This window comes from Cellulosimicrobium sp. SJTW-1, assembly GCF_047716875.1.
GTDB lineage: Bacteria > Actinomycetota > Actinomycetes > Actinomycetales > Cellulomonadaceae > Cellulosimicrobium > Cellulosimicrobium funkei.
The window spans coordinates 2,606,183-2,623,388 of the sequence record NZ_CP136680.1 but is presented as its reverse complement, the minus strand read 5'-3'; the positions used below and the strand labels follow the sequence as shown (position 1 = coordinate 2,623,388).

The following is a 17,206-nucleotide window of genomic DNA, read 5'->3' as shown; positions in this document are numbered from 1 at the left end:
AGTGAACCGCCAAGGTGGACCCAGCACGTCGACGGAGCGTGCAGCCCGCAGCACGTGACGACGAGGAACGAGGTGCACGATGACGGACCCCACCAACACGGGCGGCGAGCCGCCCCGCGACGACGAGCACACCCCCGCCGACGGCGCGGGCGGCCCGCGACCGGACGCCACGCCACCGTCCGGTCCCGGACCCGACCGGCCCGACGCCGCCCCGTCCGGCGGCGAGGTCCCGCCCGCCTCGCCGTACGGCCCGGGCGGGGGAGCGCCGCACGACCCGGCCGCACCGCCGTCGGGCCCGCCCGCGTACGGGGCGCCGGGTGCCTACGGCGCCCCGGCCGGTGCGCCGGACGGCGCGGCCGGGGGACCGGGTACGCCCCCGCCGGGCGCGTACCCGCCCCCGTCCGGTGCGTACCCGCCGCCCGTCGGCGGATACCCGCCTCCCGCCGGGGGGTACCCGCCGCCGCCCGGGTCGTACCCGGGCGCCGCCGGAGGGTACGGGGGCCAGCCCGGCTACGCGGGCCCGGCGTTCGGCGTCGGCGACGCGATCTCCTACGGGTGGCGCCGCGTCACGTCGAACCTGGGGCCGTGGATCCTCGTCGCGCTGATCTTCCTCGCCGTCAACATCGCGTGGAGCTGGATCACGGGCGGGTTCGACCAGCTCCAGGACCAGTTCGACTACTCCGACACGAACTTCGCGGCCCTCGGCGGCCTCACCTTCACGAGGGCGCTGCTCGCGATCGTCGGCACCGCCATCGGCTACCTCATCACCGCGTTCTTCACGCGCGGCGCGCTCGACGAGGTGGACGGGCGTCGACCCGACGTCGCCGCGTTCTTCCGCATCGGCAACGTGCTCAACGTGCTGCTCGCGGCGCTCATCGTCGGCATCCTGTCCGGCATCGGGTTCTTCCTGTGCGTCCTGCCCGGGCTCGCGATGCTGCTGTTCTCGGCGTTCGTGTACTACGTCGCGCTCGACCAGGGCGTCGACGCGATCACGGCGATCCGCACGAGCTTCTCGCTCGTCGCGAAGAACTTCGGGCAGGTGTTCCTGCTCCTGCTCGCCCTCGTCGGGATCAACATCCTCGGCGCGATCCCGTGCGGTCTCGGGCTCTTCGTGACGATCCCGCTGAGCTACATCGCCGTCGGCTACGCCTACCGTCGTCTCACGGGCGGCGTCCCGGCCGCCTGACACCCGGCCGACGCTGTCGCCGCGCCCCGGTACCGCCCGTCGGTACCGGGGCGCGGTGCGTGACGAGCGCGGTACCTCACGCGCGCGGTGCGTCCGGGCGCCCGCGACCGGTCAGGGCGCGGTGACGAAGTCGATGAGCTCCTCGACGCGCCCGAGCAGCGACGGCTCCAGGTCGGCGTACGTGCGCACCGTGCCGAGGATGCGCTGCCACGCGCGGCCGACGTCCTCCGCGCTCTCCGCCGGCCAGCCGAGCTCGCGCAGGATCCCGCGCTTCCACTCGGTGCCGCGCTCGATCACGGGCCACCGCTCGAGGCCGATCCGGGCCGGCTTCACCGCCTGCCAGACGTCGACGTACGGGTGCCCGAGCACGAGCACCGTGCCCGCGGGCGACCGCCGCAGCGCCTCGTCGGCGATCCGCCGCTCCTTGCTGCCGGGCACGAGGTGGTCCACGAGCACGCCCACGCGACGCTGCGGCGTCGGGCCGAAGTCCGCGAGCGCCGCCGCGAGGTCGTCGACGCCGTGCAGCGGCTCGACGACGACCCCCTCCACGCGCAGGTCGTCGCCCCACACCTTCTCGACGAGCTCGGCGTCGTGCTTGCCCTCGACCCAGATGCGGCTCCCGCGCGCGACGCGCGCCCGCTGCCCGACGACGGCCCGCGAGCCCGAGGCCGTGCGCGTCGGCGCGGCGGGGGCGCGGGAGGTGACGGGCGGGGTGAGCTCGACGGGCGCGCCGTCGACCCAGAAGCCCGGCCCGAGCGGGAACGTGCGGGTCCGGCCCGCGCGGTCCTCGAGCACGACGACGTGCATCCCGCCCGACTTCTCGACCCGGACCACGGCCCCGACCCACCCGGTCTGCACCTCCTCGACGACGAGGCCGCGCTCCGCGGGCTGCGGGCGCGACACGGGCCGCGCGCGGTGGTGGGTGGGGGCGGGCGTGCCGCCGAGGACGTCGGAGCCGTAGCGGTCGAAGGACACGGCGTCACCCTAGGCCAGCGTCCGCCGCTCACCACCGAGATCGCCCCGTGCGTCGCGGGATCGGCGTCCCGCGGGAAGGTCCCGGGCGCCCGACCCGGCCGCGCACGGCGGCTCCCGGCGCGCGCGCCCCCGGGGCGGGGTGGTACCACGGACCGATGAGCCAGCAGCGCGCGGAGCCGGACCCGAACCGCTGGCGCGTGCTGCCGGTCTGCCTCGCGGTGGGCTTCATCACGACGCTCGACGTGTCGATCGTCAACGTGGCCCTGCCGTCGATCGAGTCGTCGCTCGACGCGGGCCCGACCCAGCTCCAGCTCGTCGTCGCCGGCTACACGCTCGCGTTCGGGCTCGCGCTGGTGCCCGCCGGGCGGCTGGGCGACGCGGGCGCACGACGACCGCTCTTCATCGCGGGCCTCCTGGGCTTCGCGCTCATGAGCCTCGCGTCCGGGCTCGCGCCGACCGACACGTGGCTCGGCGTCGCGCGCCTGCTCCAGGGCGTGAGCGCGGGCGTCCTCAACCCGCAGGTCGTCGGTCTCATCCAGCAGCAGTTCCGCGGGTACGAGCGCGGGCGCGCGTTCGGCATGTTCGGCGCGACCATCGGCGTCTCGACGGCGCTCGGGCCCCTGCTGGGCGGGCTCATCATCGCCGCGGCGGGCCCGGAGACGGGGTGGCGGTGGGTGTTCCTCGTGAACATCCCCGTCGTCGCCGTGCTCCTGCCCTTCGCCTGGCGCCTCGTGCCCGGGCCGCCGCGCACCGGCTCGGGCGCGGCGCGCGGGCCGCGCCGGCTCGACCTCGTCGGGCTGGGCCTGCTCGGCGCCGCGACCCTCGGCGTGATGATGCCGTTCGTCACGACGACCGGCCGCGGCGACGACGCGTCGCGCTGGTGGTGGCTCGTGCCGGCCGCGGCCGCCGTGGTGGGCGCCGTCGGGTGGGAGCGGCGCTACCAGCGGCGCACGGGCGAGGCCGTGCTCGACCCGCAGGTCGTGGGGCTCGGGTCCTTCCGCAACGGCGCGCTGCTCGGCCTCGCGTACTTCGCCGGGTTCACGGGCATCTTCCTCGTCGTCACGCTCTACCTCCAGGACGAGCTCGGGTACACGCCGCTCCAGGCGGGGCTCGTCGGCACGCCGTTCGCGGTCGCGTCGGGCGTGTCGGCGTGGTTCTCGGGCCGCTGGGTCGCGCGCTGGGGCCGCGAGCTCGTCGTCGGCGGTGTCGTGCTCGTGCTCGTGGGGGTGGTCGCGGCGGAGGTCGTCGTGCGCACGCTCGGGGACGACCCGGGCGCCGTCGGCCCGGCGCTCGCGGTCGCGCTGCTCGTCGCGGGCGCGGGCAGCGGGACGGTCATCGCGCCGAACCAGACGCTCACGCTGTCCGAGGTGCCGGTGAACCGGGCCGGGGTGGCGGGCAGCATGCTGCAGCTCGGCCAGCGCATCGGGTCGGCCGTCGGGATCTCCGTGGTCCTGTCCGTCTACTACGGCGGGCTCGCGAGCGGCGACTCGGCGGCGGACGCGACCGGGCGCGCGCTCCTGGTGACGATCGGCCTCGTCGCGGTCGCGCTCGTCGTCGGCCTCCTCGACCTGCGTTCGCGACGAGCGGAGGACCGCCGGACGGGCCGCGCGGACGCGTAGGATTGGCACTCGGAGGTCGAGAGTGCCGACTCCCGCACGCCCGCCCGGGCGGCGACGGTGCGGCACGCGGGAGGTGGACGTGAGCGAGGAGCGCCGGCTCGAGGTGCTGCGGGCCATCGTCGAGGACTACGTCCTCACGCGCGAGCCCGTGGGTTCGCGCGTGCTCACCGAGCGCCACAGCCTCGGCGTCTCGCCCGCCACGATCCGCAACGACATGGCGGCCCTCGAGGACGCCGGGTACATCGCCCAGCCGCACACGTCCGCGGGCCGGATCCCGACGGACAAGGGCTACCGGCTCTTCGTGGACCGCCTCTCGGGCGTCAAGCCGCTGTCCGCGCCGGAGAAGCGCGCCATCGAGACCTTCCTGTCCGAGGGCGTGGACCTCGACGACGTCATCGCCCGCGCCGGGCGCCTGCTCGCCCAGCTCACCGGCCAGGTCGCCGTCGTGCAGTACCCGTCGCTGAGCCGGTCGGGCCTGCGCCACCTCGAGCTGGTGCCCGTCGGCGAGTCGCGGCTCCTGGTCGTCATCATCACGGACACGGGTCGCGTCGAGCAGCGCACGCTCGAGGTCGCGAGCCTGCCGGACGAGGGCACGCTCGTCGAGGTGCGCGCGCGGCTCAACGCCGCGGCCGCGGGCAAGCGCCTCACGGACCTCGCGCCCGGTCTCGCCGCCGTGACCGAGAGCTTCCACCCCGACGACGCCCCGCTCGTCCGCGCGGTGGGCGACCTCGTCGCCCAGACGCTCGCGGAGGAGAGCGAGGAGCGCCTCGTCCTCGCGGGCACGGCGAACCTCGCGCGCGCGGGCATGCGGTTCGAGCATGCGCTGCGCCCCGTCCTCGAGGCGCTCGAGGAGCAGGTCGTCCTGCTCGGGCTGCTCACCGAGATGGCCGCCGAGTCGGGCGTGAGCGTCCGGATCGGTCGCGAGACCCAGCTCGAGGGCCTCGCGGAGACCTCCGTCGTGACGACCGGTTACGGTAACGACGGTGACACGGTCGCGCTCGTCGGCTCGATCGGGCCGACCCGCATGGACTACCCCGGCACCATCGCGGCGGTGCGCGCGGTCGCGCGCTACCTGTCACGGGTGCTCGGCACGTGAGCCCCGCGGTCTCCCCGCCCGCGGCGGGCCCGCTCGACGACCACCCCCGACCCCTCCCGACCGGCCCCGCGCCGGCCTCACGACCCGCACCAGCAGAGAGTGACGTGTGAGCGACTACTACGAGATCCTCGGCGTGGCCCGTGACGCCAGCCAGGACCAGATCAAGAAGGCGTACCGCAAGCTCGCGCGCGAGCTGCACCCGGACGTCGCGGGCGAGGAGGCGGGCGACCGCTTCAAGGACGTCGCGCGCGCCTACGAGGTGCTGTCCAACCCGGAGAAGCGCCAGCAGTACGACCTCGGCGTCGACCCCAGCGCCCCCGGCGGCGGGGGCGGCGGCCCGATGGGCGGCGGGTTCGGCTTCCAGGACATCTTCGAGACGTTCTTCGGCGGCGCCCAGGCGCAGCAGGGCCCGATCCCGCGCGCCCGCCGCGGCCAGGACGCGCTCGTGCGGCTCGACATCGACCTCTCCGAGGCGACGTTCGGCGCGCAGCGCGAGCTCCAGGTCGACACGGCGGTCGTGTGCGGCACGTGCGGCGGCACCTGCTGCCGTCCGGGCACCTCGCCCCGCACGTGCGAGGTGTGCCACGGCCGCGGCACGGTCCAGCGCGTCGCGCGCTCGTTCCTCGGCCAGGTCATGACGAGCGCGCCGTGCGCCGCGTGCCAGGGCTTCGGCACGGTCATCCCCGAGCCGTGCGCGGAGTGCTCGGGCGAGGGCCGCGTGCGCAGCCGCCGCAGCATCACGGTCAACGTCCCGGCGGGCGTCGACACGGGCACGCGCATCAAGCTCACCGCGCAGGGCGAGGTCGGCCCGGCCGGCGGCCCCGCGGGCGACCTGTACGTCGAGATCCGCGAGCGCAACCACGACACGTTCGTGCGCCGCGGCGACGACCTGCACTGCACCCTCCAGGTGCCCATGACGGCGGCCGCCCTCGGCACCGTGCTCGAGCTGGAGACGCTCGACGGGCTCCAGGAGATCGACCTGCGCCCCGGCACGCAGCCGAACCAGATCGTCACGCTGAAGAACCTCGGTGTCGGGCACCTGCACGGCAGCGGGCGCGGCGACCTCAACGTGCACATCGAGGTCCAGGTGCCGACGGCCCTCGACCCCGAGCAGGAGCAGCTCCTGCGCTCGCTCGCCGCGCTGCGCGGCGAGGAGCGGCCCGAGCCCCGGCTCGCCGCCGCGCACCCGGGCGTGTTCTCGCGCCTGCGCGACAAGCTCTCCGGCCGCTGAGCGGGGCGCGGGCATGAGTGCTCCGGTGTTCCTCGCCGAGACGGGGACCGACGGCGTCGCGCCCGGCGACCGGTACGTGCTCGACGGCGCGGAGGGCCGGCACGCGGGCGTCGTGCAGCGGCGCGGCGCGGGCGAGCGCGTCGACGTCGTCGACGGTGACGGGCTCCGGCTGCGGTGCGTCGTCGAGCACGCCGAGTCGGGCCGCGTGACGCTCCTCGTGCAGGAGGTGGACCGCGAGCCGGCGCCGGACGTCGTCGTGACGCTCGTCCAGGCGCTCGCCAAGGGTGACCGCGACGAGATGGCGATCGAGGCGGCGACGGAGATCGGCGTCGACGTGGTCGTGCCGTGGCAGGCGGAGCGGTCCGTCGTCGTGTGGCGCGGCGAGCGCGCGGCGAAGTCCCGCGCGCGGTGGCTCGCGACCGTCCGCACGGCGACCAAGCAGGCCCGGCGCGCGCGCCTGCCCCGCGTCGAGGTCGCGCTCGACTCGCGCGGCCTCGCGGCGCGGGTCGTCGACGTCGTCGCGGCGGGCGGTCGGGCGATCGTCCTGCACGAGGAGGCGACGACGCCGCTCGCCGACGTCGGGCTGCCCGCCGGTCCGGCCACGGACGGCGCGCCCGCGCCCGAGGTGCTCGTCGTCGTCGGCCCGGAGGGCGGGATCTCCGACCGCGAGCTCGCCGACCTCACGGCGGCCGGCGCGGTCGCGGCGCGGCTCGGGCCCCACGTGCTGCGCACGTCGACCGCCGGCCCGGTGGCCGTGGCGCTGCTCGCGGAGCGGCTCGGCCGCTGGGGCGTGGCCGGGACGCGTGGTCTAGCCTCGGGGGCATGACGAGCACCGACCTGCGCACCGACCCGGACTGCCTCTTCTGCCGCATCGTCGCGGGGGAGGTGCCGGCCGACGTCGTGGCGACCAGCGAGCGCTCGATCGCGTTCCGCGACATCGACCCGCAGGCGCCCGTGCACGTGCTCGTGGTCCCGCGTGACCACCACGGCGACATCGCCCAGCTCGCGGCGGCGGACCCGGAGCTGCTCGGCGACGTCGTCGCGCTGGCGGACGAGGTGGCGGGCGACCTGGCCGACGGCCAGTTCCGGCTCATCTTCAACTCGGGGCCGCGCGCCGGCCAGAGCGTGTTCCACGTGCACGGCCACGTCATCGCGGGCGCCGAGCTCGGCTGGTCGCCCGCCTGAGCCCTGCGCGAAAGCGCGTGTGACGCCCGGCCGCGCTCGGTACGATGGAAGCGATCTGCGGGGCGGTGGCCGTCCCGGACCCACTGCCCGACCGAAGGAGCGCAGCGGCGCAAGCCGGCTCATGACCTCTCTGTCCCGAGAACCCGACCCCTCGTCGCACCGGGTCGAGCACCGCATCGTCATCCCGAACCACGTGCCGATGGTGGCGCTCCTCGGTAGCCGCGACTCCGTGCTCCGGGCCGTCGAGGAGGGGTTCCCCGCCGTCGACGTGCACGTGCGGGGCAACGAGATCGCGGTCGCCGGCCCTCCGGGGGAGGTCGCGCTCGCCGCGCGCCTGCTCGACGAGCTCGTCGAGGTCGTCGAGGCCGGCACCCAGCTCACGGCCGACGTCGTGACGCGGTCCATCGCGATGCTCACCGCCGCGACGGCGTCGCGCCCGGCCGAGGTGCTGACGCTCAACATCCTGTCGAGCCGCGGCCGCACGATCCGGCCCAAGACCGTGGGCCAGAAGCGCTACGTCGAGGCGATCGACGCGAACACCATCACGTTCGGGATCGGTCCCGCCGGCACCGGCAAGACGTACCTCGCGATGGCGAAGGCCGTGCAGGCGCTGCAGTCGAAGCAGGTCAACCGCATCATCCTCACGCGCCCGGCCGTCGAGGCGGGGGAGCGGCTCGGGTTCCTGCCCGGCTCGCTGACGGAGAAGATCGACCCGTACCTGCGCCCGCTGTACGACGCGCTGCACGACATGATCGACCCGGACTCGATCCCCAAGCTCATCGAGGCCGGCACGATCGAGGTCGCGCCGCTCGCGTTCATGCGCGGGCGCAGCCTCAACGACTCGTTCATCATCCTCGACGAGGCGCAGAACACGACCACCGAGCAGATGAAGATGTTCCTCACGCGCCTCGGCTTCGGGTCGCGCATGGTCATCACGGGCGACGCGACGCAGGTCGACCTGCCGGGCGGCACCCAGTCCGGCCTGCGCGTCATCGAGGACGTCCTCACCGGCGTGGACGACGTCGAGTTCTGCCGGCTCACGTCGTCCGACGTGGTGCGGCACCGGCTGGTGAGCGACATCATCGACGCGTACGCGCGGTGGGACCTGGCGAGCGGCGGGGGCTCGGGGAGCTCCGGGTCGCGCCGCCGCGACGACGACCGCCGCGGACGCCCCGCGGCACGAGAACGACGGACGAGGGACGACGCGTGAGCATCGAGGTCAACAACGAGACCGAGGCCGAGGTCGACGAGGCCGAGTTCGCGGCGCTGGCACGGTACGTGCTCGACGCGATGCGCGTGCACCCGCAGAGCGAGCTGTCGATCCTCTTCGTCGACACGGACGTGATGAGCGAGCTGCACGTGCGCTGGATGGACGAGCCCGGCCCGACGGACGTGCTGTCGTTCCCCATGGACGAGCTGCGGCCCGGGCGCGACGGCGAGGTCGCCGGCCCCGGCCAGCTCGGCGACGTCGTGCTGTGCCCGGAGGTCGCCGCCCAGCAGGCGGTGACGGCGGGCCACTCGACGGCGGAGGAGATGCTGCTGCTCACGACGCACGGCATCCTGCACCTGCTCGGCTACGACCACGCCGAGCCGGAGGAGGAGAAGGAGATGTTCGCGCTGCAGCGCAAGCTGCTCCTGACCTTCCTCGCGGGCCGGTGAGCGGCGAACCCGTCGCGCTCCTGGCGGCCCTGACCGTCCTGACGGTCGTGCTCGCGGCCGCGCTGAGCGCGGGCGAGGCGGCGGTGCTGCGCGTGACGCGGGCGGCCGTCACGGAGGCCGCCCTGGGCGACGACCCGGCCGTGCCCGCCCGCCCGGAGGGGCGCCGGGCGCTGGCGCTGCTCGCGGACCCGGCGGCGACCGTGCGCTCCGTCGGCTTCGTGCGCGTCGTCGCGGAGGTCGCGGCGGTCGCGTGCCTCACGCTGCTCGTCGCGGCGTGGCTCGAGCCGTGGTGGCAGGTCCTGCTCGTCGCGCTCGCGGTGAGCGTCGTCGTCGGGCTCCTCGTGGTGCGCGTGAGCCCGCGGTCCCTCGGCCGTCGCCACGCGGTGCGCGTCCTGCTGAGCCTGTCGCGCCTGCTCACGATCGTCGTCGGGGCCACGCGCTGGCTCACGCGGCTCGCCCCGGCGCCCGACGAGGGGGCCCACCAGCGCGAGCTCCAGGACATGGTGGACCGCGTCAACGAGTCCGAGGTCATCGAGGAGGAGGAGCGCGAGCTCATCCGCTCCGTGTTCGAGCTCGGCAGCACCCTCACGCGCGAGGTCATGGTGCCCCGCACGGACATGGTGACGACGTCGCGCGACACGCCCCTGCGCAAGACCCTCTCGCTCTTCCTGCGCTCCGGCTTCTCCCGCATCCCGGTCACGGGCACGTCCGCGGACGACCTCGTGGGCGTCGCCTACTTCAAGGACGTCGTGCGCGTCCTGCAGGGCGGTCCCGGGACCGACGCGCGGCCCGTGGGCGAGGTCGCGCGCCCCGCGATCTTCGTGCCCGAGTCCAAGCCCGTGGACGACCTGCTGCGCGAGATGCAGGCGTCGTCCTCGCACATCGCGATGGTTGTCGACGAGTACGGCGGCGTCGCGGGACTGGTGACGATCGAGGACGCGCTCGAGGAGATCGTGGGCGAGCTCACGGACGAGCACGACCGGCCGGAGCCCGAGGTCGAGGACCTGGGCGAGGGCGTCCTGCGCGTGCCCGCCCGCCTCGGCGTCGACGAGCTCGGCGAGCTCTTCGGCCTCGGCCTGGACGACGACGACGTGGACACCGTGGGCGGCCTGCTCGCCAAGGCGCTCGGCAAGGTCCCGCTGCCCGGCTCCGTGGCCGAGGTCCACGGGCTGCGCCTCGAGGCCGACCGCGTCCAGGGCCGCCGCAAGCAGCTCGCGACCGTCCTCGTCTCCACGGCGACCTCGCCCGACGCTCCGGTCCCCGCGCCGGACGAGCCCGACCCCGCGGCCGACACCCGTCAGCCCCTCCCCACCGTGAAGGACACCCCGTGAGCACGACCACCCCCGAGCACCGCTCCGGCTTCGCCTGCCTCGTCGGGCGGCCCAACGCGGGCAAGTCGACCCTGACGAACGCGCTGGTCGGCCAGAAGGTGGCGATCACCTCCGGGCGCCCCCAGACGACGCGCCACACGATCCGCGGGATCGTGCACCGCCCCGACGCGCAGCTCGTCCTCGTGGACACCCCGGGGCTGCACCGCCCGCGCACGCTGCTCGGCGAGCGTCTCAACGACCTCGTGCGCGAGACCCTCACCGAGGTCGACGTCATCGCGTTCTGCCTGCCCGCCGACCAGAAGATCGGCCCGGGCGACCGCTTCATCGCGAACGAGCTCGCGGAGCTCATGCGCGGGCGCCGCGGCACGCCCGTGGTCGCCGTCGTCACGAAGGCCGACCTCGTGGACCGCGGCACCCTCGCCGCGCACCTGCTCGCGGTCGACCGCCTGGGGGAGACGGCGGGCGGTTGGGCCGACATTGTGCCCGTCTCGGCCCAGGACGGTTACCAGGTCGACGTGCTCACCGACGTCCTCGTCTCCCACCTGCCCGAGGGCCCCGAGCTGTACCCCGGCGGCGAGCTCACGGACGAGCCGGAGGCCGTCATGGTCGCCGAGCTCGTGCGCGAGGCGGCGCTGGAGGGCGTGCGCGACGAGCTCCCGCACTCGCTCGCGGTCCAGGTCGAGGAGATCGTGCCCCGGGAGGGCAGCGGCGACGAGGCCGCGGGCCGGCCGCCGCTGCTCGACGTGCGCGTCAACCTCTTCGTCGAGCGCGACTCGCAGAAGGCGATCGTCATCGGCCGCGGCGGCTCGCGCCTGCGCGAGGTCGGGACGCGCGCGCGGCACGGCATCGAGGCGCTCCTCGGCGCGCGCGTCTACCTCGACCTCCACGTGAAGGTCGCCAAGGACTGGCAGCGCGACCCGAAGCAGCTCCACCGGCTCGGGTTCTGACCCGGGGGGACGTCCCCCCGTGCCGCCGTCGGGAGGGCACCAGGGACCGGCCGGCGGCCCGCGGCGTACGATTCCTCGGTGATCTTCCGGACCGCCGCGACGACGGCAGCCCTCGCGATCGTCCTCGCGATCGTCGGTGCGGTCACCGGGCCGCAGTGGGACCCGGTGCCCGTGACCGAGCACCTCGTCCCCGAGACGCCCGACACGACCGTCGGCGGGCAGCCGCCCGGCGGGGCCGCCCCGGTCGGCACCTACGACGTGCGCGAGACCGACGTGACGGTCCGGCTCGACGGCGCGACCGTCGGGGGCGTGCTGCGCGAGCCCGTCGACGCGGGCGACGACCTCCCGGGCGTGGTGTTCGTGCACGGTGCGGGGACCGGTCTGGCGTCCGAGGCGTTCGTGGACGTCGCGACCGACCTCGCGAGCGCGGGCGTCGTGACCCTCGTCCCGGACAAGCGGCTCGACACCTACACGACGCGGCACCGCGACTACGAGGCGATGGCGCGCGACTACGCGCACTCCGTGGACCTCCTGCGCGCGCGTCCCGGCGTCGACCCGGAGCGCGTGGGGCTGTACGGGGAGTCCGAGGGCACGTGGATCGTGCCCGTGATGGCGGCCGACGACCCGACGATCGCCTTCACCGTCCTCGTGTCCGCGCCGGTCGTGCCGCCGCGCCAGCAGGCCGCGTTCGCGGTCGACAGCTACCTGCGGAACACCGACGTGCCCCACGGGGTGTTCCGGGCCATCCCGCGCGCCGTCGGGATGGCGATCCCCGGCGGCGGCTTCGAGTACGCCGACTTCGACGTGGAGCCGTTCCTCGAGCGGCTCACCCAGCCGGTGCTCGTCGTGTACGGCACCGCGGACCCGTCGATGCCCGTCGAGCAGGGGGCGCGGCAGATCCTCGACGCCACGGGGCCGTCGTCGCAGGTGCCGGGCGGGGCCGACGTCACCGTGCGGTACTACGCGGACGCGAACCACGGGATCAAGATCGACGACGTGCTCGTGCCCGACTTCCCGCGCGACGTGAGCGCGTGGGTGACGTCCCTGCCCGCGAGCGCGACCGCGCTGCCGCAGGTCGCGGGCGCCGAGCCCGCGCAGCAGTACCTCGCCGGGCCGGTCCCGTCGCCGCGCTGGCTGGGCAACGGCGACCTGTTCGTCGCCCTCGTCCTCGCCGCCGTCGGGCTGCTCGTGCTCGGCCCGCTCGTCGGCCTCGTCGGGGGCCTCGTGCGCCGGCTGCGACGGGTCGCGGGCCGGCCCGGAGCGCCCGCCGGTCTCGCGCCCGGCTTCCGCGTGCCGCTGGTGGGGCTCGGGGTCGGCGCGTTCGCGACGACGGTCGCGCTCGTCGTCTACCTCGTCGCCACCGCGCGGCTCGCGCTCGACTACGAGAAGGACGCGTGGGTCGTGCAGGGCGGCTGGATCGGGGTGCGGCTCGTCGGGCTCGCGACGCTCGTCGCGGGAGCCCTGCTGGTCAACCGGGCCGCCGAGGTCCGCTCCGCGCGCCGTGCGCACGACGAGCGCCGGGGCACCGGCGAGGCGGTCGCCGCGGACGAGGGCGGGAGCGTGCTGCAGGTCGCGCGGGGCGTGACCCCCCGCGTCATGCTGTGGTGCGTGATCGCGGGGTCGACCGTCCTGCTCGTCATCCTCGCGTACTGGGGCGTCTACCAGCTCGGCATCTAGACCCTGCCGGTGCGCCGTCGTCCGGGCGCGGCGGTCCCGCCGCTCGCCCGGCGCGGCCCGACGGGCGTGCGTATCGTGGACGGGTGAGGCGCCGTCGGCTCGCGCAGGACCGGGCGGCTCGTGCCGGGCACGTCACCCACGAGCCGACGACGGACGGTGCCGGGACGGCGGTCGGCGGCCTCGAGCTCCTGCCGCCCGAGCTGCGGTCCGACGACCGGTTCGACGCCGCCCTCGACGCCGCGCTCGCGAGCCCCGCCGAGGCGCCCGCCCACCGTCCGCCCGACGGGCCGCGACCCCGGGACGAGGACGGCCCGCCCGCCGTCCGGGGCGGGCACCACGACCGGGCGGCCCGCGACGTGCTGCCCCTGTCGCGCCCGCAGGACGAGCACCCGCCCACGGACCACGACACGCCCGGCCTCGCGCGGTCCGGCGCGCCCCGGCCGTCCCGGTCCGACGGGGGCGGCGAGTCCCCGCAGGTGCGTGCGGCCGGGCGCCGCTGGTTCCTGCACCCCGTCCCGTGGGTGGCGCTCGCGGTCGCCGTCGCGTTCGCCGGCTCCGTCGCCTTCACCGCGTCGATGGAGGACGCGCGGCCCGTCGACGTCACCGCGCTCGCCGGCGGGCTGCGGCCGCTCGAGGACCCGCCCGAGCCGCGCTGGTCGGTCCCCGTCGAGCCCGGCACCGAGGTCGTCCCCGCGGTCGGCGCCGTCGTGACCGTCGACGGGTCGCTCACGGCGTACTCCGTCGCGGACGGCTCGGTCCTCTGGCGGTCCGAGCGTCTCGGCGACCGTGCCACGTGCCTGCCGGCCTCGGGCGAGCCCGCGCGCGAGGTGGTGGTGTGCGCGGTGCCGACAGGGTGGCGCGAGCAGGCGGCCCGGCTCACCACCGTGCGCGCGACGACCGGGGAGGTCGTGGGGGAGCGCACGGCCGCGACGGCGGGGCGGCTGTCCGTCGTGCCGGTCGGCGCGACGGACGTCGTGCGGGCGTGGTGGCGCGGCGACGAGGTCGCGGTGGTGCGCGAGGACGCCGCGACCGGCGAGGTGCGGTGGGAGCGCACGCTCGCGCACGACGGCCTCGGGAGCGGCGGCGACGTCGTGCTCGACGTGCGCCGCGGCGTCGTCGACGTCCTCGCGCCGGGCGTCGCGGCGGCGCTCACGGAGGACGGCCTGTCGCTCGTCGAGGACGACGTGTGGACCATCGTCCGGCTCCAGGACGGGCGCTACGTCGGCAACGAGTACGGCCGCGGCACCGCCACGGTGTTCACCGCCGCGGGCGAGCCCGCGTTCCGGATCTCCGGCCGCGTGCTCGAGGCGCCCCTGTCGGACGGGTCCGCGCCGGGCGTCATCGTCACGAACACCTTCGGCAGCATCGTGGGCGTGGACGCCGCGACCGGGTCGGAGCTGTGGTCGTTGCCGGGCACGGGCATGCGCGCCGTCGCGCGCGTCGACGGCCGCGTCGTCGTCCAGACGGACTCGGCCTACCGCAGCGTCGACGCCCGCACGGGCGAGGAGGAGTGGGCCGTCACGCTCGAGGACGGCGGCCCCGGGCCGGTGCTCACCGACGGCCGGTCGCTGTTCGTCACGGAGCGGCAGCGCCGCCAGCCGGGGCTCGTGTCGATCGCGCTCGACGACGGGGCGGTCGAGTGGCGCTGGACGCTGCCGGAGGGCACCTACGACGTGCTCGCGGTCGAGGGCCGGCTCTTCCTCCTCGGGACCGGCGGGCTGACGGCGGTCTCGTGAGGTGCCGGGCGGGCGCGACGCCCTCCGGCGTCGCCGCCGGCACCGTCCGGATGGTGGCCCCGGGCCGCGTGGGCGCTTGAGCCGCACGTGATGAACCGGTAGAAACGGTCGGGGCCCCTCGGCCCGGCGTGCGTGCGACCGGCACCGCGCGACAGCGTAGGGAGTGCACGATGACCAACCAGACAGAGCCGGCCGAGGACCCGCAGCCCGGTGCTGCGGGCACCGGGCCGACCCCGGCGCCCCAGGGCGTCACGGCGGGTGACGGGGACTCCACGGCCGAGCGCGCACCGGACGGTGCGACGGGCTCGGCAGGGTCGGACCCGGACGCGGCGGGAGCCGCGGACACGGGTACGGAGAAGGACACGGGCTCCGCGCGCGAGACCGGCGGGACCGCGACGGCGACCGCCACCGCGTCGCCCTTCGCCGGGATCCCGGTGAGCGACTACGTGCGCGACGGCGTCGCCGCGCTGCTGCTCCTCGTCTCCCTCGCGCTGCCGTGGGACGTGTCGAGCCGCGCGTCGGACAAGATCGAGGTCGTCCTGCTGACGATCCTCTCGCTGCTGACGCTCGCGCTGCCGTACCTCGCGCGCACGGGCGTGCTCCCGACGACCTGGACCGTGCACACCACGCGCAAGGTCCGTCTGCTGGCCAACGCGCCGTACGTGCTGCTCGTGCTCGTCTACCTCGTGGTCGACGTCGTGGGCGGCGGCGACCTCGCCGACGGGTGGGGCGGGGTCGGCTCCGCCGCCGCGCTCGGCCTCGCGGGCGCGCTCCTCGCGGCGCAGCCGCGCGAGAGCGAGCTCGGGCCGCAGGACCAGGACCGCGCGGTCACCGACCGGTGGCTCCAGGCGCTCCTCGCGCTCGCGGCGCTCCTCGCCCTCACCGTGCTGCTCACGGTGATCCTCACCGCCACCGGCACGCGCCTCGGCGGCGCCCTGTTCGTGCTGCTGGTGATCGTGGCCGCGGTGTTCGTCCTCGCGCTCGCCGGGCTGCCGACGTACGGCACGTGGCGCCGGTCCGAGGCCGCGCGCCTCACGCTCGTCGGGCTGGGCGTCATGCTCGCCGTCGGGTTCGTCCTCGGCTCGGGCAACAACGGGCTCGTGACGATCGAGAGCACGCACGGCGGCCGGTTCGGGCTCGTGCTCGTCCCGGCGCTCGCGGCCGTCGCCGCGGCGCCCGCTGTGCACCGCGCGATGGCTGCCGCGGACCCGGTGACCACCTGGGTGCGCGTGGCCGTCAACGCCCTCGACCTCGTGCTCGTCGTCGCGGGCTACGTCGCCGTGAGCGCCGTGCTCACCCTGGCCGACGGTGCACGCGGCGTCCCGGTCGTCCTCGCCGTGATCGTCGGTGTCCTCGCGGCCGCCGTCGCGTTCGTCGCGCGCCGCTCGCTCGCTCGCGACGCCGCCACCGGGCGCCCGCTCGCGCTCGGCGGCGCCGGCGTCGTGGCGCTGCTCGGCATCGTGCTGCTCGTCGTGACCTCGAACCGCGTCGTGCTCGGCGGCGGTGTGGAGCACGTGCTGCTCGCCTTCGGCCTCCCGCTGCTCGTCGTCGGGGCGCTCACCGTGCCGCGCGAGGTGCGCGCCTACTTCGCCGAGCACCGCCCCGTGCCCGCGGCCACCGGGGCGGAGGCGGCACGCGCGTACGTGTGGCAGCCGCCCGCGCCGAAGCAGCCCAAGCCGGCCCGGCCCGCGCCCGCCCCGGCGGGCCCGCCGACCGGTGCGCACCCGACGACCGGGCACACGGGTGCCTACCCGGGCTCGGGTGCCTACCCGGCCACCGGGCCGGCGGGCACCTACCCGCCGGCCGGGCACACGGGGCCCGTCCCGACGCAGCAGGCGCCGGACCGGCGGTTCGCCGCCGGGTCCGACGCGACCGAGGTGCTCCCGGTCCAGCCGGCGGAGCCGGAGCGCAGCGGGTACGCCGCGCGTCCCGGCCTCACGCCCGACGAGGGCCCGTCGACGGCGGTCCTGCCCGCCTACCAGGAGGAGCAGCCGGGCACCGGCCCGCAGCCGACCGCCCAGCAGCCCGGCCAGGGGTACCCCCAGCAGGGCTACGGCCAGCAGCAGGGCTACGCGCCGCAGGGGTACGACCAGCAGGGCTACGGCCAGCAGGGGTACGCCCAGCAGCCCGCGGCGCAGCAGCCGTCGTACGCCCCGCCGGCCCAGCCGGCGGGCTTCACCGCGGCCCAGGCGCTCGACCCGAGCACGCCGCTCGAGGTCCTGGCGCAGATCGTCCAGGACGCGCCGCACCTGCGGCCCCAGGTCGCGGCGAACCCGTCGACGTACCCGGCGCTGCTCGAGTGGCTCGGCAACCTCGGCGACCCGGCGGTCGACGCGGCGCTGCGCTCGCGACGCGGCTGACGCACCCCGGCGCCCGGCCGGCCCTCCGCGCGAGGGCCGGCCGGGCGCACCCACGCCGTGCCCGAGGAGCGGACGTCCCGGGCGCGCGGACGGCGGAGGAGTACAGTGGCGTCGTGCACCTGATGCGGCAGCTCCTCCTTCGTTGCCGCGGCGAGGCCCTGTAGCCGGTTCCTCGTCGCGGTGGTTGGTGTGCCGGCTGACACC

At 75.9% G+C, this 17,206-nt stretch carries 14 protein-coding genes; 13 read left to right on the top strand and 1 reads right to left on the bottom strand.

Annotated elements, in window-relative coordinates:
• Positions 1 to 79: 79 nt before the first annotated feature.
• Positions 80 to 1,186 carry a hypothetical protein gene (locus RSE42_RS11975; RefSeq protein ID WP_415296358.1) on the top strand — a complete coding sequence of 369 codons (1,107 nt, stop codon included), beginning with the start codon at positions 80 to 82 and terminating at the stop codon, positions 1,184 to 1,186.
• 111 nt (positions 1,187 to 1,297) lie between these two features.
• On the opposite strand, the gene RSE42_RS11970 is transcribed toward RSE42_RS11975, so the two are convergent.
• Positions 1,298 to 2,161 carry a DUF3097 domain-containing protein gene (locus tag RSE42_RS11970; RefSeq protein WP_076405563.1) on the bottom strand — a complete coding sequence of 288 codons (864 nt, stop codon included), beginning with the start codon at positions 2,159 to 2,161 and terminating at the stop codon, positions 1,298 to 1,300.
• Positions 2,162 to 2,316: 155 nt separating this feature from the next.
• Here RSE42_RS11970 and RSE42_RS11965 point away from each other — a divergent pair, with 155 nt between their 5' ends.
• The 12 genes from RSE42_RS11965 (at position 2,317) to RSE42_RS11910 (ending at position 17,002) form a co-directional block, all read left to right on the top strand.
• Positions 2,317 to 3,780 (top strand): MFS transporter, encoded by a 1,464-nt coding sequence (locus RSE42_RS11965; RefSeq protein ID WP_415296356.1) that lies wholly within the window; start codon positions 2,317 to 2,319, stop codon positions 3,778 to 3,780.
• Between the two features lie 79 nt (positions 3,781 to 3,859).
• A complete protein-coding gene (gene hrcA / locus RSE42_RS11960; RefSeq protein WP_021482687.1) occupies positions 3,860 to 4,876 on the top strand; it encodes a heat-inducible transcriptional repressor HrcA in 1,017 nt (338 codons plus the stop codon).
• A 106-nt stretch (positions 4,877 to 4,982) separates the two neighbouring features.
• Positions 4,983 to 6,107, top strand: coding sequence for a molecular chaperone DnaJ (gene dnaJ / locus RSE42_RS11955; protein WP_043651775.1), 1,125 nt, complete (start codon positions 4,983 to 4,985; stop codon positions 6,105 to 6,107).
• Positions 6,108 to 6,120: 13 nt separating this feature from the next.
• Positions 6,121 to 6,933, top strand: a complete 813-nt coding sequence (locus RSE42_RS11950; protein ID WP_396052081.1) for a 16S rRNA (uracil(1498)-N(3))-methyltransferase — start codon at positions 6,121 to 6,123, stop codon at positions 6,931 to 6,933.
• Positions 6,930 to 7,292, top strand: a complete 363-nt coding sequence (locus tag RSE42_RS11945) for an HIT domain-containing protein (RefSeq protein ID WP_021482946.1) — start codon at positions 6,930 to 6,932, stop codon at positions 7,290 to 7,292. The genes RSE42_RS11950 and RSE42_RS11945 overlap by 4 nt, the downstream gene beginning before the upstream one ends.
• Positions 7,293 to 7,413: 121 nt before the next feature.
• Positions 7,414 to 8,502 carry a PhoH family protein gene (locus RSE42_RS11940; RefSeq protein ID WP_021482947.1) on the top strand — a complete coding sequence of 363 codons (1,089 nt, stop codon included), beginning with the start codon at positions 7,414 to 7,416 and terminating at the stop codon, positions 8,500 to 8,502.
• Positions 8,499 to 8,951, top strand: a complete 453-nt coding sequence (ybeY, locus tag RSE42_RS11935; protein ID WP_021482948.1) for an rRNA maturation RNase YbeY — start codon at positions 8,499 to 8,501, stop codon at positions 8,949 to 8,951. Before RSE42_RS11940 ends, ybeY begins: the two co-directional genes overlap by 4 nt.
• Positions 8,948 to 10,282, top strand: a complete 1,335-nt coding sequence (locus tag RSE42_RS11930; RefSeq protein WP_086151103.1) for a hemolysin family protein — start codon at positions 8,948 to 8,950, stop codon at positions 10,280 to 10,282. The genes ybeY and RSE42_RS11930 overlap by 4 nt, the downstream gene beginning before the upstream one ends.
• Positions 10,279 to 11,229 (top strand): GTPase Era, encoded by a 951-nt coding sequence (gene era / locus RSE42_RS11925; protein ID WP_415296353.1) that lies wholly within the window; start codon positions 10,279 to 10,281, stop codon positions 11,227 to 11,229. Before RSE42_RS11930 ends, era begins: the two co-directional genes overlap by 4 nt.
• 78 nt (positions 11,230 to 11,307) lie before the next feature.
• Positions 11,308 to 12,906, top strand: coding sequence for an alpha/beta hydrolase family protein (locus tag RSE42_RS11920; protein ID WP_415296351.1), 1,599 nt, complete (start codon positions 11,308 to 11,310; stop codon positions 12,904 to 12,906).
• An 83-nt stretch (positions 12,907 to 12,989) separates the two neighbouring features.
• Positions 12,990 to 14,642, top strand: a complete 1,653-nt coding sequence (locus RSE42_RS11915; protein WP_043651763.1) for a PQQ-binding-like beta-propeller repeat protein — start codon at positions 12,990 to 12,992, stop codon at positions 14,640 to 14,642.
• A 170-nt stretch (positions 14,643 to 14,812) separates the two neighbouring features.
• Complete coding sequence (locus RSE42_RS11910) at positions 14,813 to 17,002, top strand: hypothetical protein (protein WP_186325273.1); 2,190 nt, start codon at positions 14,813 to 14,815, stop codon at positions 17,000 to 17,002.
• Positions 17,003 to 17,206 lie beyond the last annotated feature (204 nt).